The sequence below is a fragment of the Oceanobacillus aidingensis genome (assembly GCF_042654105.1).
In the GTDB taxonomy this organism is placed as follows: Bacteria; Bacillota; Bacilli; order Bacillales; family Amphibacillaceae; genus Oceanobacillus; species Oceanobacillus oncorhynchi.
Genome location: NZ_JBHSFT010000001.1, coordinates 388,740 through 410,988, shown reverse-complemented (window position 1 = coordinate 410,988; position 22,249 = coordinate 388,740). Strand labels below are relative to the sequence as shown.

General features: G+C 41.9%; 21 protein-coding genes. 1 reads left to right on the top strand and 20 read right to left on the bottom strand.

The window, feature by feature from the left end:
* Positions 1-13: 13 nt before the first annotated feature.
* The 15 genes from rpsC to ACFO3P_RS01825 form a co-directional block, all read right to left on the bottom strand.
* A complete protein-coding gene (gene rpsC / locus ACFO3P_RS01895; protein WP_042530795.1) occupies positions 14-655 on the bottom strand; it encodes a 30S ribosomal protein S3 in 642 nt (213 codons plus the stop codon).
* Between the two features lie 3 nt (positions 656-658).
* Entirely contained in the window at positions 659-1,000 is a 342-nt protein-coding gene (gene rplV, locus ACFO3P_RS01890) for a 50S ribosomal protein L22 (protein WP_042530793.1), read from the bottom strand.
* A 19-nt stretch (positions 1,001-1,019) separates the two neighbouring features.
* Entirely contained in the window at positions 1,020-1,298 is a 279-nt protein-coding gene (gene rpsS, locus ACFO3P_RS01885; protein WP_042530791.1) for a 30S ribosomal protein S19, read from the bottom strand.
* A gap of 57 nt (positions 1,299-1,355) precedes the next feature.
* Positions 1,356-2,186 (bottom strand): 50S ribosomal protein L2, encoded by an 831-nt coding sequence (rplB, locus tag ACFO3P_RS01880; RefSeq protein WP_042530789.1) that lies wholly within the window; start codon positions 2,184-2,186, stop codon positions 1,356-1,358.
* A 42-nt stretch (positions 2,187-2,228) separates the two neighbouring features.
* Positions 2,229-2,516 carry a 50S ribosomal protein L23 gene (gene rplW / locus ACFO3P_RS01875; protein ID WP_042530787.1) on the bottom strand — a complete coding sequence of 96 codons (288 nt, stop codon included), beginning with the start codon at positions 2,514-2,516 and terminating at the stop codon, positions 2,229-2,231.
* Entirely contained in the window at positions 2,516-3,139 is a 624-nt protein-coding gene (rplD, locus tag ACFO3P_RS01870; protein WP_042530785.1) for a 50S ribosomal protein L4, read from the bottom strand. The genes rplW and rplD overlap by 1 nt, the downstream gene beginning before the upstream one ends.
* Positions 3,140-3,165: 26 nt before the next feature.
* The gene (gene rplC / locus ACFO3P_RS01865) at positions 3,166-3,795 is read right to left on the bottom strand and encodes a 50S ribosomal protein L3 (RefSeq protein WP_042530784.1); all 630 of its coding nucleotides are present in this window, start codon (positions 3,793-3,795) and stop codon (positions 3,166-3,168) included.
* A 28-nt stretch (positions 3,796-3,823) separates the two neighbouring features.
* Positions 3,824-4,132, bottom strand: coding sequence for a 30S ribosomal protein S10 (gene rpsJ / locus ACFO3P_RS01860; protein WP_042530782.1), 309 nt, complete (start codon positions 4,130-4,132; stop codon positions 3,824-3,826).
* Between the two features lie 369 nt (positions 4,133-4,501).
* Positions 4,502-5,827, bottom strand: coding sequence for a short-chain fatty acid transporter (locus ACFO3P_RS01855; RefSeq protein WP_193064173.1), 1,326 nt, complete (start codon positions 5,825-5,827; stop codon positions 4,502-4,504).
* A gap of 223 nt (positions 5,828-6,050) precedes the next feature.
* The gene (locus ACFO3P_RS01850) at positions 6,051-7,334 is read right to left on the bottom strand and encodes a GntP family permease (protein WP_042530778.1); all 1,284 of its coding nucleotides are present in this window, start codon (positions 7,332-7,334) and stop codon (positions 6,051-6,053) included.
* 123 nt (positions 7,335-7,457) lie between these two features.
* Positions 7,458-8,636, bottom strand: a complete 1,179-nt coding sequence (locus ACFO3P_RS01845) for a thiolase family protein (protein ID WP_042530776.1) — start codon at positions 8,634-8,636, stop codon at positions 7,458-7,460.
* A gap of 24 nt (positions 8,637-8,660) precedes the next feature.
* Positions 8,661-9,437, bottom strand: coding sequence for a 3-hydroxybutyrate dehydrogenase (locus ACFO3P_RS01840; RefSeq protein WP_042530774.1), 777 nt, complete (start codon positions 9,435-9,437; stop codon positions 8,661-8,663).
* A gap of 78 nt (positions 9,438-9,515) precedes the next feature.
* Positions 9,516-10,190, bottom strand: a complete 675-nt coding sequence (locus ACFO3P_RS01835; RefSeq protein WP_042530773.1) for a 3-oxoacid CoA-transferase subunit B — start codon at positions 10,188-10,190, stop codon at positions 9,516-9,518.
* Positions 10,191-10,214: 24 nt separating this feature from the next.
* Positions 10,215-10,910 (bottom strand): CoA transferase subunit A, encoded by a 696-nt coding sequence (locus ACFO3P_RS01830; protein ID WP_193064172.1) that lies wholly within the window; start codon positions 10,908-10,910, stop codon positions 10,215-10,217.
* A gap of 221 nt (positions 10,911-11,131) precedes the next feature.
* Positions 11,132-12,493 (bottom strand): sigma-54 interaction domain-containing protein, encoded by a 1,362-nt coding sequence (locus ACFO3P_RS01825; protein WP_193064171.1) that lies wholly within the window; start codon positions 12,491-12,493, stop codon positions 11,132-11,134.
* A gap of 371 nt (positions 12,494-12,864) precedes the next feature.
* On the opposite strand from ACFO3P_RS01825, the gene glpX reads away from it, so the two are divergent.
* Positions 12,865-13,812 carry a class II fructose-bisphosphatase gene (gene glpX, locus ACFO3P_RS01820; protein WP_193064170.1) on the top strand — a complete coding sequence of 316 codons (948 nt, stop codon included), beginning with the start codon at positions 12,865-12,867 and terminating at the stop codon, positions 13,810-13,812.
* Positions 13,813-13,920: 108 nt separating this feature from the next.
* On the opposite strand, the gene tuf is transcribed toward glpX, so the two are convergent.
* The 5 genes from tuf to rpoC form a co-directional block, all read right to left on the bottom strand.
* Positions 13,921-15,111, bottom strand: coding sequence for an elongation factor Tu (gene tuf, locus ACFO3P_RS01815; protein WP_042530767.1), 1,191 nt, complete (start codon positions 15,109-15,111; stop codon positions 13,921-13,923).
* Positions 15,112-15,218: 107 nt separating this feature from the next.
* Positions 15,219-17,297 (bottom strand): elongation factor G, encoded by a 2,079-nt coding sequence (gene fusA / locus ACFO3P_RS01810; RefSeq protein WP_193064169.1) that lies wholly within the window; start codon positions 17,295-17,297, stop codon positions 15,219-15,221.
* A 42-nt stretch (positions 17,298-17,339) separates the two neighbouring features.
* The gene (gene rpsG, locus ACFO3P_RS01805) at positions 17,340-17,810 is read right to left on the bottom strand and encodes a 30S ribosomal protein S7 (protein ID WP_040985105.1); all 471 of its coding nucleotides are present in this window, start codon (positions 17,808-17,810) and stop codon (positions 17,340-17,342) included.
* A gap of 36 nt (positions 17,811-17,846) precedes the next feature.
* Complete coding sequence (gene rpsL / locus ACFO3P_RS01800) at positions 17,847-18,266, bottom strand: 30S ribosomal protein S12 (RefSeq protein ID WP_042530761.1); 420 nt, start codon at positions 18,264-18,266, stop codon at positions 17,847-17,849.
* Between the two features lie 349 nt (positions 18,267-18,615).
* Complete coding sequence (gene rpoC, locus ACFO3P_RS01795; protein WP_042530759.1) at positions 18,616-22,230, bottom strand: DNA-directed RNA polymerase subunit beta'; 3,615 nt, start codon at positions 22,228-22,230, stop codon at positions 18,616-18,618.
* Positions 22,231-22,249: the final 19 nt, after the last annotated feature.

Here is a 22,249-nt window from a genome sequence, read left to right as displayed (position 1 = left end):
TGAGCCCCCTCCCTTATTTATCGGTTTTTGTTGGAAGGACTTCTCCACGATAAATCCATACTTTAACACCTAATTTACCATACGTAGTATCAGCTTCTGCTGTACCATAGTCAATGTCAGCACGTAAAGTATGAAGTGGTACTGTTCCTTCACTGTAATGTTCTGCACGAGCGATGTCCGCACCGCCTAGACGTCCAGATACTTGTGTTTTGATTCCTTTAGCTCCAGCACGCATCGCACGTTGGATAGCTTGCTTTTGAGCACGACGGAATGAAATACGATTTTCTAATTGACGAGCAATATTATCAGCAACAAGTGCTGCATCAATATCTACTTTTTTGATTTCAACGATATTGATATGAACTCGTTTGCCAGTTAAGTTGTTTAAAGATTTACGTAAAGCTTCAACTTCGGATCCGCCTTTACCAATGACCATACCTGGTTTGCCAGTATGGATAGTAATGTTTACACGGTTTGCTGCACGTTCAATTTCAATAGAAGAAACAGCAGCCGTTTTAAGACGTCCTTCAAGATATTCTCTGATTTTAATATCTTCATGCAGTAAGTCTGCATAGTCTTTCCCAGCGTACCATTTAGACTCCCAGTCCTTAATGACACCTACGCGAAGACCTGTTGGATTAACTTTTTGACCCACTGACTATCCCTCCTTCTTTTCGTTTACCACAACTGTGATGTGGCTGGTACGTTTATTGATTCTGCTTGCACGTCCTTGTGCACGTGGACGGAAACGTTTCAAAGTAGCTCCTTCGTTCACATATGCTTCAGATACTACTAAATTGTCTGCATCCATTTCATAGTTGTGCTCTGCGTTCGCAACAGCAGAATTTAATACTTTTTCTACGACTGGAGAAGCTCCGCGCTGTGTATGTTTTAAAATAGCGATTGCTTCGCCAACCTCTTTTCCTCGAATTAGATCTACAACTAAACGAACCTTACGAGGAGCAATACGAACTGATTTCGCAACGGCTTTAGCTTGCATGCCTGGTACCTCCTCTCATTTAACGTCTTGTTTTTTTATCGTCACCAGCGTGTCCTCTGTACGTACGAGTTGGTGCGAATTCACCTAATTTATGACCGACCATATCTTCCGTGATATATACTGGCACATGCTTACGTCCATCATATACTGCAACGGTATGACCAACGAATTGCGGGAAAATTGTTGAGCGACGAGACCAAGTTTTTATTACTTGCTTCTTGTCTTCTGTGTTCAATACTTCAATTTTCTTCATTAGATGGTCATCTGCAAAAGGTCCTTTTTTCAAACTGCGACCCATGGATAAGCCTCCTTCCAGGGATTAGAGACGGGTGCTTTAGCCCGCCCGTTTTTCCGTTTATTTTTTACGTCTACGAACGATATACTTATCAGATGGTTTATTACGTTTACGTGTTTTGTAACCAAGTGTTGGTTTGCCCCAAGGTGACATTGGTGATTTACGTCCGATTGGCGCGCGTCCTTCACCACCACCATGCGGGTGATCATTAGGGTTCATAACAGAACCGCGAACAGTTGGACGGATACCTTTCCAACGGGAACGACCAGCTTTACCTACACGGATGAGTTCATGTTCAATGTTACCGACTTGACCAATTGTAGCACGGCAAGTTGTTAATACTAAACGAACTTCTCCAGAAGCAAGGCGTACAAGTGTATATTTTTCTTCGCGTCCCAAGATTTGAGCTTCTGCACCAGCAGAACGAGCAATTTGGCCTCCGCGTCCCGGTTTTAATTCGATATTATGGATAACAGTACCTACTGGAATGCTTCCAAGCGGTAATGCGTTACCTACTTTAATATCTGCATTTTCACCAGATTCAATTACTTGCCCTACTTTAACATTTTTCGGAGCAAGGATATAACGTTTCTCCCCATCAGCATAATGGATTAATGCAATGTTTGCTGAACGGTTAGGATCGTATTCGATTGTAGCAACGCGTCCTGGCACACCATCTTTATCGCGTTTGAAGTCGATAATACGATATTGGCGCTTATGACCGCCGCCGTGATGACGAACCGTTAATTTCCCTTGATTGTTACGTCCACCACGTTTAGATAATGGAGCTAAAAGGGATTTCTCAGGGGTATTCGTAGTAATCTCTGCAAAGTCTGATCCAGACATATTACGTCTACCATTTGAGGTTGGTTTATACTTTTTAATCGCCATCGTTGTCCCTCCTTTTAGTTTGGAATATATTCATTCGTATGATTAAGCCTCAAAGAAATCTAAATCTTCGCTATCTGCCGATAACTGAACGATAGCTTTTTTACGGTCTGGACGATATCCACCGTAGCGGCCCATTCGCTTAAATTTACCTTTAAGGTTCATTGTGTTTACTTTTTCTACTTTCACACCAAAGATGGTTTCTACAGCATCTTTGATTTCTGTTTTGTTCGCTTTTACAGCTACTTCAAACGTGTATTTTTTCTCTGCCATTAAGTCAGCAGAATTCTCTGTAATGACAGGGCGTTTAATTACATCGCGCAAATCTTTCATTATGCGAGCACCTCCCCTGCTTTTTCAGCTGCATCTTTTGTGATGATCAGCTTGTCATGCGTAAGCAAGTCAAGTACATTTAATTCTTCTACAGTTAATACCTTTACGTTTTGTAAGTTGTTCGCAGAGCGGGCAACTGTTTCGTCTTTCTCAGAAAGAACAACAAGTGCTTTCTCTTCAACTTTAAGTCCGTTTAAGATATTTACAATTTCTTTTGTTTTTGGAGCATCAATTGTGATTGCTTCTAAAACAAACAAGCTTTCTTCTTTTACTTTAGAAGATAATGCTGACTTTAACGCTAAGCGACGAACTTTCTTTGGTAATTTATAGCTATAGCTGCGTGGAGTAGGTCCGAAAACAGTTCCACCGCCAACCCATTGTGGTGAACGGATAGATCCTTGACGTGCACGGCCAGTTCCTTTTTGGCGCCATGGTTTGCGGCCTCCGCCACGAACTTCTGAACGATTTTTAACAGCATGTGTACCTTGACGTAAAGATGCACGTTGCATAACAACCGCTTCATGAAGTACATGTGTGTTTGGCTCGATACCAAAAACAGCGTCATTTAATTCGATTTCTCCAACATTACTTCCATCCTGTTTTAAAAGTGCTACTTTAGGCATGACATATCCTCCCTTCGTTTATGTGATTAGTTACCTTTTACTGCACTCGTAATTTTTACGTAAGATTTTTTTGCACCAGGGATATTTCCTTTAATCAGAAGTAAATTCTTTTCAGTATCTACACTGACAACTTCAAGGTTTTGAATTGTTTTTTGTTCAGAACCCATATGACCTGGTAATTTTTTACCTTTGAAAACACGCATTGCATCAATTGCAGCCATCGCACCTGGAGCTCTATGAAAATGAGAACCGTGTGTTTTTGGTCCGCGTTGTTGATTGTGACGTTTGATAGCACCTTGGAATCCTTTCCCTTTAGATGTTCCTGTCACATCGATTTTTTCACCGGCTTCAAAGATATCAACGTTGATTTCTTGACCAACTTCATAGTTGTCAACCTCTGCGCCACGGATTTCACGAACGTAGCGCTTAGGGGCAGTGCCTGCTTTCTCAGCATGACCTTTCTCCGCTTTGTTTGTACGTGATTCCTTTTTATCAGCAAAACCGATTTGCAACGCTTCGTAACCATCATTTTCTAATGTTTTCTTTTGCAACACAACATTTGCCTCAGCTTGAACAACTGTTACTGGTACAAGTTCTCCATTTTCAGAGAAAAGCTGAGTCATGCCGATTTTACGACCTAAGATTCCTTTCGTCATCCGTTACACCTCCTGTATTTAAAACGAATTATAATTTAATTTCAATATCTACACCAGATGGAAGATCTAAACGCATCAGCGCATCAACCGTTTTTGGTGTAGGCTCAAGAATATCGATCAGACGCTTGTGCGTACGCATTTCGAACTGTTCACGAGCATCTTTGTACTTATGAACCGCACGCAACACTGTATAAACAGCTCTTTCAGTCGGCAATGGAATCGGACCAGACACTTTTGCTCCGGAACGTTTTGCAGTTTCCACAATTTTCACAGCAGACTGATCTAAGATGCGGTGATCGTATGCTTTTAAACGAATTCTGATTTTCTCTTTTGCCATCATTTTCCCTCCTTCTCGCCTATATTATTATAGACATTCTCCGCGAAAATTCCTTAACACACCGCCATGGCAAAGGGGCCGGGTGTGCCAACAACCTTCCGCATCATCGCATTAATTGGTCAACTACATTAGTATAACAAATATCTTTGACCTTAGCAAGCTTATACATAGCTATCTACAAGTTTGCACATTTTTATATTATACATAGCATCCAGTATGATTGCAAGCTTATTTTAAAAGTTTTTTTATTTCCTTATATAATATCAGAAATTCTGCTTGTTCTTGCGCTAAATACTTTTAAATAAAACAATGAATAAGCGGAATCGGCTGTTTTACCGTTCCGCTTCACAATCTTATATAAACTTTCCGTTATAATAGTAGAAACCCGATCGCAATCGGAATAAAGGTAAACAGCAGAATCATGACACAAAAGCCCATAATATCCCGAATCTTCAACCCGGCAATGGCGAGTACAGGCAGGGCCCAAAATGGCTGTATCATATTTGTCCAGGCATCTCCCCAGGCAACTGCCATGGCTGTTTTTGCTGTATCGGCTCCAATTTCAAGCGCTGCTTGTATCATGATAGGGCCTTGGACAGCCCATTGTCCGCCGCCGGAAGGTACTAACGCATTAACCAAACCTGCGCTGAGAAAAGTGAAAATAGGCAGTGTATATTCGGTTGCGAAACTGACAAACCATAATGAAATCTTATCTGATAATCCAGATGCCACCATCATCCCCATTATTCCAGCGTAGAATGGAAACTGTATAATAATTCCGCCGGCGTTCTTCACACCTCTCCCTACCGTATCCAGAAACCGTCTTGGTGTTCTGTGAAGAAGGATTCCCAAGAAAAGAAAAATAAAATTGACGATATTGATATTTAGGTCAAATCCATTGGCAACGAAATGATACCCAATAAAAAGGAGTCCCATCATGCCAATCAGAAAAGACAAGGCCTGACTGTTCTCCAGCCTTTCTGCGGGTGTTACCGACTGAGGAACTTCCGCTTCCGTTTCCTCTCCGGATTCTTCCTTCCATAATGAAGGATCGATTTTACCTATAGGATCTGCTCCCTTTAATAAGTACCGATTAAAAAGCGGAAGTGTAATTAATAAGGTAATGACAATAAACAGATTAAATGAACTGAACAATGTCTCTGTTACAGGAATTATTCCAATAGCATCTTCTAAAAAATGCCCTGGTGTGGCAATGAGCAGCGGTACCGACCCGGAAAAACCGCCATGCCAGATGACCATACCGCTGTAGGCGCTGGCAATCAATATCCGGTAGTCCACTGCAGGAACCCGCTTTGCCACATGAACAGCAAATAATGCTCCGACAACAAGTCCAAAGCCATAGTTTATTAAACAAGCAAGCAAAGCAACGAATGTTACCAGCATCACCGCTTGCCCCGGTGTTTTTGCCGCTCTGCTGAGTTTCGCTAAAAAACCTTTCACAACAGGTGTACTTGCTAAAATATACCCTGTCACAACCACCAGTGACATTTGCATTCCAAATTCAAGCAGGTCCCAAAAACCCTCTCCCCAATACGTTATCATTTCCACCGGGCCGCTACTTGTTATAGTGACACCCAGTAAGTAAACCAAAATCGTTAAAATAACAGCAAATAAAAATGCATCTGGTAAATATCTCTGTACCACCCTGTCAAAGAATCTTGTTAAAACTTTCAATCGAGCTCCCCCCTTGTATGCTGCTATATTATCAATCGAAACGCTCTTCCAACAGCATCACCGTTTCGGTTCTTTCTATAATATATTATGACATACCGTTTCTTTAGCACGACTTCTTATGAATAAAACTTCCAGCAGCCAAGTTTTCATTCTGCTCCTTTCACAGAATTCAAAATGTATACGATCACAACCCGGCTGTTGGATTTGTGTTTTATCTATCCCTCTAGTAGATGCCCAAAGACGCTAAAATGATTGCGGCCGCTGTTGCTAAAACTGGAATAGCTACCGCTACTACAAAAATATCCTTATAGCTGTCTTTATGTGTCATCCCTGTAATGGTAAGCAACGTTAGCACTGCACCATTATGCGGCATCGCATCCAGTCCTCCCGAGGAAAGAGACGCAATTCGGTGGAATGCTTCCGGAGCAATACCTGTACTGAGTGCCAGCTCATAATATCTCTCCCCTAAAGCTTCCAAGGCGATACCCATCCCGCCTGAAGCAGAGCCTGTGGAGCCGGCTAAAACATTTACTGCAATGGCTTCAGAAATTAAGGGGTTTCCTTTCACCCCCATTAACAGCGCCGTCAACCGATCAAAGCCCGGCACCGCCTGAACAACCGTACCAAACCCAACAGCAGCGCTGGTATTTACAATGGCTGTAACAGAGCCTACTGCGCCACTATTAATTGCTTTCACAAACCCTCTGAATTTCGTAATATTTAATAGAAGCAGCAGAATAATTCCGGACAATAAAGCAATCACAATATCCCATTGAAAAATATTCAACGTTACCACAACGGTGACTAACGGTAAGATAGATAATATAAAATGAGGCGCGTTCCCTTCTACCTGTACGATTTTATTATCTTTTGGCTCGGTATAGCCCTCCCCTTTTGCAGTCAGCTGCTTTTCTCTCCATCGCATGTAACCATAACCGCCAACAGCCATAATAACAGCTGCTGTTATCCCCATAACCGGAGCTGCCATCGCATTCGTATTAAAATACGGAACCGGAATTAAGTTTTGAATTTGAGGAGTCCCGGGAATAGCTGTCATCGTAAATGTAAAAGCCCCTAATGCGACAGTACCCGGAATCAGACGTCTGCTGATATTCGCCTCCCGGAATAATGTCAACGCTAATGGATAAACAGCAAACACGACAACGAATAAACTGACCCCTCCATAGGTTAAAACCGCACAGGAAACAAGCACCCCCAGTATAGCCCGTTTCGTGCCAATTACCTTTGTTAATGCAATAGCAACGGACTTCGCCATCCCTGTGTCTTCCATCAACTTGCCAAAAACTGCCCCCAGCATAAACACAGGAAACCATTGCTTAGCAAAATTAACAAACCCGCTCATATATGTGTCTGTATATGCCTCTAAAAGATCCAGACCTCCAGCGAGTGCCACTACTCCTGCTGCAATGGGCGCTACCCAAATAATAGACCACCCTAAATAAGCAAGAACCATCAGCACAACTAAGCCTAATATAATTCCAAACATGCATACCCCTCCATTTCTCTCTTTTTTGTCGCTATGCTAATTAGAAAGAACAAATCATTTTACCGCAAATTAAATTGCCCTCTCACAGCAGAGAAGAATCTATTCTTGATGTATCATTTCAGGTTAAACAGCCTCCAAAATCATCGCAATCCCCTGCCCTCCACCAATACATAAGGAGGCAATGCCATATTTCTTCCTGCTTCGTTTCAGCTCCTTCGTTAATGTGTAGAGCACCCTTGTTCCGCTGGCTCCAATCGGATGTCCCAAAGCGATAGCGCCCCCATTGACATTGACCTTTTCCCGATCCAAGCCAAGCACTTTTTCAACAGCTAAATACTGGGCAGCAAATGCCTCATTTACTTCTATTACATCTATATCATCCAAGGTAAGATCGGCTTTTTTTAAGGCCTGTTTTATCGCAGGCACCGGCCCAATCCCCATATATTCCGGTTCCACGCCCGCAACTCCCCATGACACGATTCTTGCCAGAGGCTTTACCTGATGCCGCTCTACGTAGTGCTCATCGGCTACAATAACTGCTCCAGCACCATCATTAATCCCGCTGGCATTCCCTCCTGTCACCGTTCCATCCTTCTTAAAAGCACCCTTGAGCCCCGCAAGCTTCTCCACCGTCGTACTCTCACGGATATGCTCATCCGTATTTACAACTGTTGTTCCTTTTCTGGACATTATCTCCACTGGAATGATTTCCTCCTCCAGCTTTCCTGCTTTCTGTGCTTTTGCAGCCCGCTGGTGACTCAAACAAGCATATACATCCTGTTCTTCACGGGAAATATGATATTTCTCAGCTAAATTCTCTGCAGTAACTCCCATCCCCGAACCAATATATTCATCGGTTAAAGCTGCCCAAAGCATGTCATCCACATGAGGTGTTTTTAATTTTGTCCCGAACCTGCTTCCCCTTAATGCATAGGGAGACTGACTCATATTTTCGACTCCTCCAGCCAGTGCCACACTCGCCTCGCCGAGTAAAATGGATTGCGCGGCCGAGACGACAGACTGCAGGCCGGAGCCGCATAAACGGTTGACCGTCAAAGCAGGACTCGCTAACGGTATGCCCGCCTGCAGCGCGACATGTCTGGAAAGATAGGGCGCATTCTTTTCGGAATGAATAACATTGCCCAAAACGCTCAGATCAATAACTTCGGCCGGTATTCCGCTGCGGCGAATTGCTTCCTTACTAACTGCTATACCTAATTCAGCAGGTCCGACATCCTTCAAACTTCCGCCGAAGGTGCCAAATGGTGTTCTTGCTCCTTCAATCAAATATACATTTGTCATTTTTATTCTCACCTCTTCTTTTTATTATTGAGCTGTATAGCCGCCATCTAATGCAATTGCCTGCCCTGTAATTCCCTTTGCTTTATCACTGGCTAAGAACATGACATAATCCGCAACCTCCTGAACATCTAAAAGCCGTTTCTGAGGCACTAATGGGTATAATACTTCTTCCAGTACTTTTTCAATTGGCACACCACGATTTTTTGCCAAATCCTCAAACTGTCCGCGCACCAGCGGCGTGTCGACATACCCAGGGCAAATCGCATTCACCGTAATCCCATCTGCAGCTCCTTCTAAAGCAGACACCTTGGTCAAACCGATCACCCCGTGCTTAGCACTGTTATAGGCTGCCTTACCTGCAAAACCAATCAGCCCATTAATCGAAGCCATATTAATAATCCGTCCAAATCCTTGCTTTTTCATCAGCGGGAAAATAAGCTTGGTTGCCATAAATGGAGCAACCAGCATAACCTTAGTCATAAACTCAAATTTTTCAGTTGGAAAATCTTCAATAGCAGATACATGCTGTAACCCTGCATTGTTAATTAAAACGTCGATTCTTCCATACTTTTCTTCTGTGTAATCCAAAGCCTGTTTAAGCTCTTCTTCACTGGTAACATCGCATTTCAGTCCGATACAGTCATGGCCCTTCTTCTTTAAATTCTCCGAAGCCTCCACCACTTTCTCTTCATTCACATCTGACAAAGCTACCTTTGCACCGTTTTTTGCAAACGCACGGCCAATTTCATACCCGATACCGCTTGCTGCACCTGTTATAAAAACTACTTTATTTTCTATCATATATAATCCCCCTCGCAATACTAACCCTTAATAAAGTTTCATTTTATATCCAATCATACCAGCTTTCCGGCAAAGAGATTAATAAGCTCCCGGTTGCAAATGCTCACTAATTCGAAGCTCAGCTTCTGTTGACGCGATAATCTCTTCTGCCGTCCAGCCTTCTGCTACTTCGACAAGCATAAGACCATCTTCCTCCACATCAATCACCGCTCGATCGGTAATAATTCGATTGACGACCTGTTTGCCGGTTAAAGGCAAGCTGCATTTTTTTAAGATCTTTGGCTCATTATGCTTATTAACATGGTCCATAATAACAACGATTTTTTTTGCTCCATGGACAATATCCATTGCTCCCCCCATACCTTTGATCATTTTTCCCGGAATCATCCAGTTTGCCAAATCCCCGGTTTCAGAAACTTCCATCCCTCCCAGGATAGCAAGATTTAAATGTTCCCCCCGTATCATTGCAAATGACTCTGCATTACTAAAATAGGATGCACCGATTTGAGCTGTAACCGTCTCCTTCCCGGCATTAATCAAATCCGGATCAACCTCCGTTTTTAAAGGAGACTTTCCTATCCCGAGCAGCCCATTTTCTGATTGAAGGACAACCTGTTTCCCTTCCTGAATGTAGTTAGCAACCATGGTAGGCATTCCAATCCCTAAGTTAACGTAGTAACCGCTTTCAATTTCTTTTTCAGCCCTCCTGGCAATTCTTTCTCTGACAGAAGCTTTATCTAATTGTTTTACCATAACCTTCATCCTCCTTGATCTCGATTACATTTCCTGCCGTAATGTCAGACGTTCAATTCTTTTCTCCTGTTTCCCTTCAATCATTCCCTGAACATAGATTCCCGGCGTATGGACATGATCTGGATCGATAGAACCTGTTTCAACCAGCTGCTCTACCTCTGCAATGGTTACTTTTCCTGCAGCAGCCATCATCGGATTAAAATTTCTCGCTGTCTTGTTGTAAACTAAATTTCCGGCATCATCTCCGACAGCAGCTCTGATTAAGCTGAAATCTGCCTTTAATGCAGTCTGCAGCAAATACTCTTTTCGATCAAAAACACGCACTTCTCCATTTTCTGCAACAGGGGTTCCGACTCCAGCCGGTGTATAAAACGCAGGAATACCTGCCCCCCCTGCCCGAATCCGCTCTGCCAGCGTGCCCTGAGGTGTTAATTCTACCTCTAATTCTCCCGCCAGCACCTGCCGCTCAAACTCTTTATTTTCTCCAACATAGGAACCAATCATTTTATCTATTTGCTTATTTTTTAAAAGTAATCCCAGTCCCCAATCATCTACTCCGCAATTATTCGATATAACTGTAAGGTGTTTAACTCCTGAGTCCACCAATGCCAAAATAAGATTCTCGGGAATACCGACCAGCCCAAACCCTCCTACCATAATCGTGGAACCATCCTGAATATTTTTTACAGCGTCTTCAAAAGATGTATAAATTGTTTTCATTTGCATCTCCCCCCTCCACAGTACAGTAGCAAAAAACATGCCAAAAATGATTAAACTGAAGAATAAAGGATAGACAACAAAGTAAGCCGATAAACAGAAGGCCCGTATTCCAGATTTATGGAATACAGGCCTTCCGCTAACATTTATGTATTTGTAAGCACTTACACAGAAAGAGTTTTAAATTTTCCGGATTCACGGAATTTATTCCACGTTTCTGGAATCTATAAGTCATATTTTTTTATTTTCTCATAAAAACTCGACTTGCCGATTCCAAGTAAATCAGCAGCTTTTATCTTATCTCCATTTGATTTGTGGATAGCATGTAGCAAAGCTTGTTTTTCTGCTCTGCTCAAAATTTCTTTCAACCCCATCCCGTCTTCCGTTATATAGAGGCTTTGCTGCATATGATCAGGCAGGTCTTCCAATTCAATCATTTCTGTATTGGTCAGATGTACTGCAGATTCAATCACATTTTCCAGTTCGCGGACATTCCCCGGCCAATCATAGTGCATAAAGAAATGCATTACCGCATCACTGAAGCTGACCACTCGTTTGCCTGTACGCTGTGTGATTTTCCTCAGCAAAAACTTTGCCGTTACCCGAATATCTTCCGCTCTTTCCTTTAAAGGAGGAATTTTAATGGAAATTACATTAATCCGGTAATAAAGATCCTCCCGAAAACGATTCTCCTTTATCAGCTCTTCAATTGACTGATTTGTTGCAGAAATAATTCGGACATCAATTTTCTGTGTTTTTTCCGTTCCAACTGCTTCAATCTCTCCTTCTTGCAGCGCACGAAGAATTTTAACCTGTGCCGTTAATGGCATATCTCCAATCTCATCCAAAAACAGTGTCCCGCCATCAGCCAGTTGAAATTTACCCTTTTTTCCTTCTTTTTTAGCTCCGGTAAATGCGCCGCCTTCATAACCAAATAATTCGGACTCCAGTAAATCTACTGGAATGGCTGCACAGTTCACTTTTATAAATGGCTTAGCACTGCGTTCACTTAAATGATGAATACTATGGGCAAATAGCTCCTTTCCCGTGCCGCTGCCTCCCTCTAATAATATCGAGGCATCTCCTGATGAAACCTTTTTAATCTTTTCTTTAATGTCATTTATCTGGATAGAGCTGCCGACAATATCATTTAATGAATAGGTGGCCCCTTTTGGATTACGTAATTTTTTCTGATAGTTTTCAATTTCTAATAACAACGCTTTCACATGGGAGTTCATTTTCTTCCATTCTTCGGTGTCTTTGTATAGCACGGTTCCGACAGCTCCAACTAGCTCCCCTTCAGCAAACAGCGGGATGCGATTTGCAATCATATGGTTCCCTTTTATATATTGCAGATCTGCAATTTCTTCTGTTCCCGTCTCTGCGACAATATGCATCCTGGTATTTTCAATAACATCGGTGACATGCTTACCCAGCACATCGTCTAATGTCACCTCAATGAAATCACAGTAATTTTTATTTAAATAAGTAATCAATCCCTCTCGATTGACTACAACAAAACAAAAATTAGTTTTTTCAAATACAGCTTCAATAATCTCTTCTCTGTACTTATTATTAAAAAGCATCTTCTCTCTCCCATCACAAAAATCCTGATTGCATATCCAATTCACTAACACGTATTTTCATTTACTGCTCTTTTATCATAACAAATTCATATCTATTGGAGGAGTTGTTTTTTTCTAACTTTTTATACCATATGGCAGTTACACCACAGTCTTATTCCTTCATTACATATCGCTATCTTAACAAGTACCACGAAATAAAAACTAAAAATAATAATCAATAATAAATGAAATATATTGATATAAAATAAAAACTGTATTACTATTAATTTAATACTCATTTTGTTATATTACTTTAAAAGCACCTTCTGAATGATGTATTTCATAATCGTTATTTCGTTTTACAAATAAAAATTCTAAAGGAGTTGGCAGTTATGAATCAGTTCATTCAAGAATTTCTGCATGTTACCGAGTCCGCAGCACTTGCAACATATCCTTGGATTGGCACGGGAAATAAAATAGAAGCTGATCAGGCAGCTACAGATTCGATGCGTACCCAGCTAAATAAAATCCATATGGACGGGGAAATCGTTATCGGGGAAGGAGAAATCGATGAAGCGCCTATGCTGTTTATCGGTGAAAAGGTGGGCACCGGACACGGAAAAGGCATTGACTTGGCTGTTGATCCAATTGATGGGACTACTTCTACTTCTAAAGGAAAAAATAATGCGATTGCCGTCATTGCCATTGCAAAGAAAGGTACACTGCTTCATGCGCCTGATATGTATATGGAGAAGATTGTAACTGGTCCGGAAGCAGCCGGCAAAATTAATATTGATTTTCCTCTGGAGAAAAACTTGCGTATCATTGCAGAGGCCAAAGGAAAGAAGCTGGAAGAATTAAAAATAATTACACAGGATAGAGAAAGGCACAATCACTGGGTAGAAGAAGCACGTGCTTTAGGTGTTCGAACAGAATTGTTTGAAGAGGGCGATATTATCCCTGCCATTTCAACATGTATACATCGCCAAGGCAACGCTGACTTATTTATTGGTATCGGCGGTGCACCAGAAGGAGTTCTGGCAGCTGTCGGAGTAAAAAGCTTAGGCGGAGAGATGCAGGCAAGGTTGCTGCCTAATACAGATGAGCAATGGAATCGTTGCGTATCTATGGGACTTGCCCGCCCAAATGAAGCACTTTCTCACCATGAGCTGGTCAACACAGATGAATGCGCTTTTATAGCTACAAGTATAACCAGTAATATGCTCTCACAAGGAATTGAGAATAATCAAGATGTCTTTATAACACATTCTATCGTTTTAAATGGATTAGATAAATGCTTTCGCCATATTGCAACGGAACACCCTAAAGTTACTGTATAATATAAAAAAGAACCTTCGATAATCAGCTGATAATTTATCGAAGGTTCTTTTTTATTAGGAATAGAAAGACAACGTCGTCACGCTGCCTTCCTATATGAAAAGCATTTATTATTTTTCGATAGTAGATACAACGCCAGATCCAACTGTACGTCCACCTTCACGGATAGAGAAACGAGTTCCGTCTTCAATCGCGATTGGTGCAATAAGTTCTACTGACATTTCGATGTTATCTCCAGGCATTACCATTTCAGTTCCTTCTGGAAGCGTGATTACTCCAGTTACATCCGTTGTACGGAAGTAGAACTGTGGACGGTAGTTAGAGAAAAATGGCGTATGACGTCCACCTTCATCTTTTGATAATACATAAACTTCTGCTTTGAAGTTTGTATGTGGAGTGATTGAACCAGGCTTAGCTAGTACTTGTCCACGGTTGATATCTTCACGGGAAACACCACGAAGTAGTGCACCAATGTTATCACCAGCTTCAGCATAGTCAAGAAGCTTACGGAACATTTCTACTCCAGTTACAGTAGTTTTAGAAGATTCTTCGTTGATACCGATGATTTCTACTTCGTCTCCAACGCGAACTTCTCCACGCTCAACACGGCCTGTAGCAACAGTACCACGACCAGTGATAGAGAATACGTCCTCAACTGGCATCATGAATGGTTTATCTGTATCACGTTCTGGAGTTGGAACATATTCGTCCACTGCAGCCATTAATTCAACGATTTTTTCTTCATACTCTTCATCGCCTTCAAGTGCTTTAAGAGCAGAACCTGCGATAACTGGTACATCATCACCAGGGAAATCATATTCAGATAATAAATCACGAACTTCCATTTCTACTAATTCAAGTAGCTCTTCATCGTCTACCATATCTGTTTTGTTAAGGAATACTACGATAGAAGGTACCCCAACGTTACGAGATAATAGGATATGCTCACGAGTTTGTGGCATTGGGCCATCTGCAGCAGATACTACAAGGATAGCTCCGTCCATTTGTGCAGCACCAGTGATCATGTTTTTAACATAGTCAGCGTGACCTGGGCAGTCAACGTGTGCATAGTGACGAGTTTCTGTTTCATACTCTACGTGAGAAGTTGCGATTGTAATTCCGCGTTCTTTCTCTTCTGGAGCACCATCAATTTGGTCATAAGCCATTGCAGTGCCATCACCATTTCTTTTTGCCATTACTGTAGTGATTGCAGCAGTTAAAGTTGTTTTACCATGGTCAACGTGACCAATTGTTCCAATGTTTACGTGACTTTTCGAGCGGTCGAATTTTTCTTTAGCCATTTATAGTTCCTCCTTTAAATATATAGCAATTTTTTATATGCCAGGAAATCCATAAAAATTTCCCAGCCTTTATTAAATGTTATACGTCAGATTGAAGAAAAAATCAATTATTGACCTGCATTTTTCTTGATAATTTCTTCTGTAATACTTTTAGGTGTTTCTTCATAGTGGTCAAAGTGCATTGTGTACACTCCGCGTCCTTGCGTGTTTGAACGTAATGCAGTTGCATAACCAAACATTTCAGCAAGCGGTACGAAAGCTTTAATTACCTGAGCATTTCCGCGTGCTTCCATACCTTCTACACGTCCACGACGCGATGTTACATCACCCATGATGTCTCCCATGTATTCTTCTGGGACAACAATTTCTACTCTCTCTATTGGTTCAAGAAGTACTGGATTACATTTGTTTTTAGCAGCTTTTAATGCCATAGAAGCAGCTACTTTAAACGCCATTTCGTTGGAATCGACATCATGATAACTTCCATCAAATAATGTAGCTTTTACGTCGATTAATGGATATCCGGCAAGGACACCATTTTCCATGGATTCTTCGATACCTTGTTGAACAGCCGGGATGTATTCACGAGGAACAACACCACCAACGATATTGTTAACAAACTCGAATCCAGCGCCTTCTTCGTTTGGCTCAAATTTAACCCAAACGTGACCGAATTGTCCGCGTCCACCAGACTGACGTACGAATTTACCTTCTACTTCAGCAGCAACACGGAATGTTTCTCTGTAAGAAACTTGCGGAGCGCCAACTTGTGCACCAACTTTAAATTCACGTTTTAAACGATCAACGATGATATCTAAGTGAAGCTCACCCATACCAGAGATGATTGTTTGACCAGTTTCTACGTTTGTTTCTGTACGGAAAGTTGGATCCTCTTCTGCAAGTTTAGCAAGAGCAATGGCCATTTTATCCTGGTCTGCTTTTGTTTCTGGTTCAATCGCAACCGAGATAACCGGCTCAGGGAATTCCATGGACTCAAGAATAACAAGATCCTTTTCATCGCATAGAGTATCACCTGTTGAAGTATCCTTCAAGCCTACCGCAGCAGCGATTTCGCCAGCATATGCAATCGAAATTTCTTCACGGGAGTTTGCGTGCATTTGCAGGATACGTCCAATACGCTCACGCTTATCTTTTACAGAGTTCTTCACGTAAGAACCTGATTTAAGTGTACCAGAGTACACACGGAAGAATGTTAATCTACCAACATAAGGGTCAGTCATTACTTTAAATGCCAATGCAGAGAATGGACCTTCATCAGATGATGGACGAGTTACTTTTTCTTCTGTTCCAGGAACAATACCTTCGATTGGAGGTACATCTGTTGGAGCAGGAAGATAATCGATAACCGCATCCAGCATTAACTGAACACCTTTGTTTTTAAATGCAGAACCGCAAAGTACCGGATAGAAATCAACATTCAACGTAGCTTGACGAATTGCATTTCCAAGCTCCTCTTCAGAGATTTCTTCTCCTTCAAGATACTTCATCATAAGCTCTTCATCCGTTTCGGCTACGCCTTCAATCAAGTTAGCACGCAGCTCTTCCGCTTGGTCTTTTAATTCATCAGGAATTTCAGTTGTTTCCGATTTTTGCCCTAAATCATCTAAATAGATGTGAGCTTCCATCTTGATCAAGTCGATAATTCCGTTAAATTCATCTTCAGCACCAATTGGCATTTGAATTGGATGTGCGTTTGCACCAAGGCGTTCTTTTAATGTATTCGTTGAATACAAGAAGTCAGCACCTGTTTTATCCATTTTGTTAATAAACACAATACGAGGAACACCGTATGTTGTCGCTTGACGCCATACTGTCTCCGTTTGTGGCTCTACACCTGATTGTGCATCAAGTACAGTTACCGCACCATCAAGTACACGAAGGGAACGCTCAACTTCAACAGTGAAGTCCACGTGTCCAGGTGTATCGATAATGTTTATACGATGGTCATTCCAAGCAGCAGTTGTTGCAGCGGAAGTAATCGTGATTCCACGCTCCTGCTCTTGTTCCATCCAGTCCATTTGTGAAGCACCCTCGTGGGTTTCACCAATTTTATGAATACGTCCTGTATAGAAAAGAATACGCTCAGTAGTTGTTGTCTTTCCCGCATCAATGTGCGCCATAATACCGATATTACGTGTCTTTTCCAAGGAGAACTCTCTAGCCATGTATTCTTCTCCTTCCTATAAAAAGCTTTTGTTAGATTTATATTACCAACGGTAGTGAGCGAATGCTTTGTTCGCTTCTGCCATTTTATGCATATCTTCTCTTCTCTTAACAGCAGCTCCTGTGTTATTAGAAGCATCAAGAATTTCATTAGCAAGACGTTCTTCCATTGTTTTTTCTCCGCGCAGACGGGAGTAGTTAACAATATAACGTAATCCTAACGCTTGACGACGTTCTGGACGAACCTCCACTGGCACTTGATAGTTTGAACCACCAACACGGCGGGCACGTACTTCAAGTACTGGCATAACATTTTTCATTGCCTGCTCAAAAACTTCCATTGCGTTTTGGCCGCTTCTTTCAGCAACTAATTCAAACGCATTATAAAGGATTTTTTGTGCTTTACCACGCTTACCATCAATCATAATTTGATTAATGAGACGTGTAACTAATTTTGAGTTATAAAGCGGATCTGGTAATACATCACGCTTTGGTACTGGACCTTTACGAGGCATTGTACATCCTCCTTTCCTTCATATGAGTAATTTTATTTATTTTTTCTGTTTCGGTTTTTTCGTTCCGTATTTTGAACGACCTTGCATACGGCCTTCTACTCCAGCAGTATCAAGTGCACCACGTACGATGTGATAACGTACCCCAGGTAAGTCTTTTACACGACCGCCGCGGATAAGAACAACACTATGCTCCTGCAGATTGTGACCAATTCCAGGAATGTATGCAGTTACCTCCATGTTGTTAGACAAACGTACACGCGCATATTTACGAAGTGCAGAGTTTGGTTTCTTAGGAGTCAGTGTACCTACACGAGTACATACACCACGCTTTTGCGGAGCGTTCTCATCAGTCATTTTCTTTTTAAAGCTGTTATAACCTTTATTAAGTGCTGGTGAGTCAGATTTCTTTGACTTTGACACACGGCCTTTACGCACTAACTGATTAATTGTTGGCATTGCATTTTCCTCCTCTCAATTTCAATTTAGTAATCAAACAACAACCTTTTGTAATACCACACATCCAGGTGGTTCATTTTTAGTGATAAAAAAATCTCTCACAAATCAATGCGAAAAATGATTTACCTTATACTCAGATTGCTTTTTGTTATTATTATTTAGCATAAACCGAAGTTCCGATTAGGCTCTGCTCTGATAATTACTTTTGCAAGCATAATCAGAAGCACCTTGAATATAGTACCACCCTCAATATTGTTTGTCAATATATTCATGATATTTTTTTAGACTGCTTTCAAAAATAGCGCACTTATTTATTATCAGGAGGGAGAGGCTCCCTCCTGATTACATATTATACTCTTTGTGTGCTTTCTTCGTCTGCGACTTCTTCATCTGATTCCGGCGCATCAAGCTCTGCTTCTAACGTACGGTATTGAGGCATCCCTGTACCAGCTGGAACAAGTTTACCAATGATAACATTCTCTTTTAAGCCGAGAAGTTCATCGCGTTTTCCTTTAATCGCAGCATCTGTCAAGACACGAGTCGTTTCTTGGAAGGATGCAGCTGATAAGAAGGAATCTGTTTCAAGCGATGCTTTGGTAATACCAAGTAATACCGGGCGGCCTGTTGCAGGCTCTGTACCTTCTTTAAATACCTTATGATTTGCATCTCGGAATTGGTGCAGTTCAAGCAGGGAACCTGGCAATACTTCTGTATCTCCAGAAGATACAACACGGATTTTACGAAGCATCTGGCGAACCATTACCTCAACGTGTTTGTCTCCAATTTCTACCCCTTGCATACGATATACACGCTGTACTTCTTTCAGCAAGTAGTCTTGAACACCTTCTACACCTTTCACTCGAAGAAGTTCTTTTGGATCAACGGAACCTTCTGTAAGCTCTTGCCCGGCTTCCACTTGATCTCCTTCTTGAACTTTCATACGGGCGTTGTAAGGAACGGCATAGCTGCGCTGTTCTACATTCCCTTGGATAACAATTTCTTGTTTATCCTTCACTTCCTTCATTTCCAGAACGGTACCGGCAACTTCTGTAATGACTGCCTGCCCTTTTGGATTACGGGCTTCAAACAGCTCTTGGATACGCGGTAAACCTTGCGTAATATCGTCTCCGGCAACCCCGCCTGTATGGAAGGTACGCATTGTCAGCTGTGTACCTGGCTCACCGATAGATTGAGCTGCGATAATTCCAACCGCTTCGCCAACCTCTACATCGGAACCTGTAGCTAGGTTACGGCCATAACATTTCTGACATACGCCATGTTTTGTGTTACAAGTGAAGGCAGTACGGATAATGACTTCCTCGATACCGGCTTCCACAATAGCTTTTGCCTGGTCTTCGTGAATAAGTTCATTTTTCTCGACAATGACTTCTCCTGTTTCCGGATGTGCCACATTTTCGAATGCTGTTCTGCCAATCAAACGATCTAGAAGCGGTTCAATCACTTCTGAGCCGTCTACGAGTGCAGCAACTTTCAAGCCGCGATCCGTTCCACAATCTTCCTCACGAATAATAACATCCTGTGCCACATCTACAAGGCGGCGGGTCAAGTAACCTGAATCGGCCGTTTTCAGTGCTGTATCGGCAAGACCTTTACGAGCCCCGTGTGTGGAAATAAAGTATTCCATTACTGTTAGTCCTTCACGGAAACTTGATTTGATTGGGATCTCAATGATTTTACCAGATGGGTCGGCCATCAATCCACGCATACCAGCAAGCTGGGTGAAGTTTGATGCATTACCACGGGCACCGGAATCACTCATCATATAAATCGGATTTCGGTTGCTCAATGAGCCCATCAAGCGATCCTGAATAACATCTTTCGCTTCTGACCAGATGGCAATGACACGGTCATACCGCTCTTCTTCTGTAATCAGACCACGACGGAATTGTTTTAACACTTTATCTACTTTCGATTGTGCTTCATCTAAGATACCCTGTTTTTCAGCAAGTACAACGATATCTGAGATACCAACTGTCATACCGGCTTTGGTAGAGTAGCTGAAGCCTAAATCTTTCATACGGTCAAGCATTTTAGAGGTTTCTGTGATTTTGAATCGTTTGAATACCTCCGCAATAATATCACCTAAGAAGCCTTTCTTAAATGGCTTAACCTCTTCACGGTTTTTAATTTCCTCTTTAATGTCTGTACCAGGATCAATAAAATAATTTTCTGGTGTTTTTTCTTCTAAATTCCCTTTTGTAGGTTCGTTCATGTAAGGGAAAGAATCCGGAAGAATTTCATTAAAGATCAGCTTACCAACTGTAGTTAACAATAGCTGGCTATTTTGTTTCTCTGTAAATGTTTTATTATTTAAGCTGGATGCTTGCACTGCAATACGTGTATGCAGATGAGCATACCCAGTTTGATAAGCAATTAATGCTTCGTTCGTATCTTTGAAGTAAGAACCTTCTCCAACAGCACCTTCACGCTCTAAGGTAAGGTAGTAGTTTCCAAGTACCATATCCTGTGATGGTGTAACAACTGGTTTCCCGTCTTTCGGGTTAAGAATGTTTTGTGCTGCCAGCATTAAGATTCTTGCTTCTGCCTGTGCTTCTGCTCCAAGCGGAACGTGCACAGCCATTTGGTCTCCGTCAAAGTCAGCGTTATATGCGGTACATACAAGCGGATGCAAACGGATGGCACGGCCATCGACCAATGTAGGTTCGAATGCCTGAATACCTAATCTGTGAAGCGTTGGTGCACGGTTAAGCAGTACCGGGTGTTCTTTAATAACATCCTCCAGAACATCCCATACATCAGGGTGCACTCTTTCAATTTTTCGCTTCGCTGATTTAATGTTGTGAGCAAGGCCTCTGGATACGAGTTCTTTCATAATGAATGGTTTGAATAGCTCTAATGCCATCTCTCTTGGCAGACCACACTGGTACATTTTCAAATGCGGTCCAACAACGATAACGGAACGTCCGGAATAGTCAACACGTTTACCTAACAGGTTTTGACGGAAACGCCCCTGCTTCCCTTTCAGCATATGAGAAAGAGATTTTAACGGACGGTTACCTGGTCCTGTTACCGGACGGCCGCGACGGCCATTATCGATCAAGGCATCGACAGCTTCCTGAAGCATCCGTTTTTCGTTCTGAACGATAATGCTTGGAGCACCTAAATCGAGCAGACGTTTTAAACGGTTGTTACGGTTGATAACACGACGGTAAAGGTCATTTAAATCTGAAGTAGCGAAACGTCCGCCGTCTAATTGAACCATTGGACGAATTTCTGGAGGGATAACCGGAAGAACATCTAAAATCATCCAGCTTGCTTCGTTTCCAGAATTACGGAATGCTTCCATTACTTCCAAGCGTTTGATTGCACGAGTACGACGCTGACCATGAGCTGATTTCAACTCTTCACGCAGTGCATCCACTTCTTTTTCTAAATCAAGGTCTTGCAATAATTTGCGGATAGCTTCTGCTCCCATTTGAGCTTTGAAGTTATTGCCATATTTATCATAATAAGAGCGAAACTCTTTTTCAGAAAGCAATTGCTTTTTCTCAAGCGGCGTGCTTCCCGGGTCTGTTACGATATATGCAGCAAAATAGATAACTTCCTCTAATGCACGGGGAGACATATCCAATACTAATCCCATACGGCTTGGGATACCTTTGAAGTACCAAATGTGTGATACCGGTGCAGCAAGTTCAATATGTCCCATACGTTCACGGCGCACTTTCGCTTTGGTCACTTCTACGCCACAGCGGTCACAGACAACACCTTTGTAACGAACGCGTTTATATTTACCACAGTGACATTCCCAATCCTTCTGCGGGCCAAAGATACGCTCACAGAATAAACCGTCTTTTTCTGGTTTTAACGTACGATAGTTAATTGTTTCTGGTTTTTTCACTTCACCGTAAGACCAAGAACGAATCTTTTCTGGTGAAGCAAGCCCTATTTTCATGTACTCAAAATTATTTACATCCAACAAGGGGCAATCCTCCCTTTTA

Excerpts from the sequence above, each read along its gene's own strand:
- rpsJ (WP_042530782.1), bottom strand. The coding sequence starts at position 4,132 with ATGGCAAAAGAGAAAATCAGAATTCGTTTAAAAGCATACGATCACCGC.
- glpX (WP_193064170.1), top strand. The coding sequence starts at position 12,865 with ATGAATCAGTTCATTCAAGAATTTCTGCATGTTACCGAGTCCGCAGCA.
- ACFO3P_RS01845 (WP_042530776.1), bottom strand. The coding sequence starts at position 8,636 with ATGACAAATGTATATTTGATTGAAGGAGCAAGAACACCATTTGGCACC.
- ACFO3P_RS01830 (WP_193064172.1), bottom strand. The coding sequence starts at position 10,910 with ATGAAAACAATTTATACATCTTTTGAAGACGCTGTAAAAAATATTCAG.
- rpsG (WP_040985105.1), bottom strand. The coding sequence starts at position 17,810 with ATGCCTCGTAAAGGTCCAGTACCAAAGCGTGATGTATTACCAGATCCG.
- rplV (WP_042530793.1), bottom strand. The coding sequence starts at position 1,000 with ATGCAAGCTAAAGCCGTTGCGAAATCAGTTCGTATTGCTCCTCGTAAG.
- rplB (WP_042530789.1), bottom strand. The coding sequence starts at position 2,186 with ATGGCGATTAAAAAGTATAAACCAACCTCAAATGGTAGACGTAATATG.
- rplC (WP_042530784.1), bottom strand. The coding sequence starts at position 3,795 with ATGACGAAAGGAATCTTAGGTCGTAAAATCGGCATGACTCAGCTTTTC.
- rplW (WP_042530787.1), bottom strand. The coding sequence starts at position 2,516 with ATGAAAGATTTGCGCGATGTAATTAAACGCCCTGTCATTACAGAGAAT.
- ACFO3P_RS01850 (WP_042530778.1), bottom strand. The coding sequence starts at position 7,334 with ATGTTTGGAATTATATTAGGCTTAGTTGTGCTGATGGTTCTTGCTTAT.
- fusA (WP_193064169.1), bottom strand. The coding sequence starts at position 17,297 with ATGGCTAGAGAGTTCTCCTTGGAAAAGACACGTAATATCGGTATTATG.
- ACFO3P_RS01825 (WP_193064171.1), bottom strand. The coding sequence starts at position 12,493 with ATGCTTTTTAATAATAAGTACAGAGAAGAGATTATTGAAGCTGTATTT.
- rpsL (WP_042530761.1), bottom strand. The coding sequence starts at position 18,266 with ATGCCAACAATTAATCAGTTAGTGCGTAAAGGCCGTGTGTCAAAGTCA.
- rplD (WP_042530785.1), bottom strand. The coding sequence starts at position 3,139 with ATGCCTAAAGTAGCACTTTTAAAACAGGATGGAAGTAATGTTGGAGAA.
- ACFO3P_RS01840 (WP_042530774.1), bottom strand. The coding sequence starts at position 9,437 with ATGATAGAAAATAAAGTAGTTTTTATAACAGGTGCAGCAAGCGGTATC.
- tuf (WP_042530767.1), bottom strand. The coding sequence starts at position 15,111 with ATGGCTAAAGAAAAATTCGACCGCTCGAAAAGTCACGTAAACATTGGA.
- ACFO3P_RS01835 (WP_042530773.1), bottom strand. The coding sequence starts at position 10,190 with ATGGTAAAACAATTAGATAAAGCTTCTGTCAGAGAAAGAATTGCCAGG.
- rpsS (WP_042530791.1), bottom strand. The coding sequence starts at position 1,298 with ATGGGTCGCAGTTTGAAAAAAGGACCTTTTGCAGATGACCATCTAATG.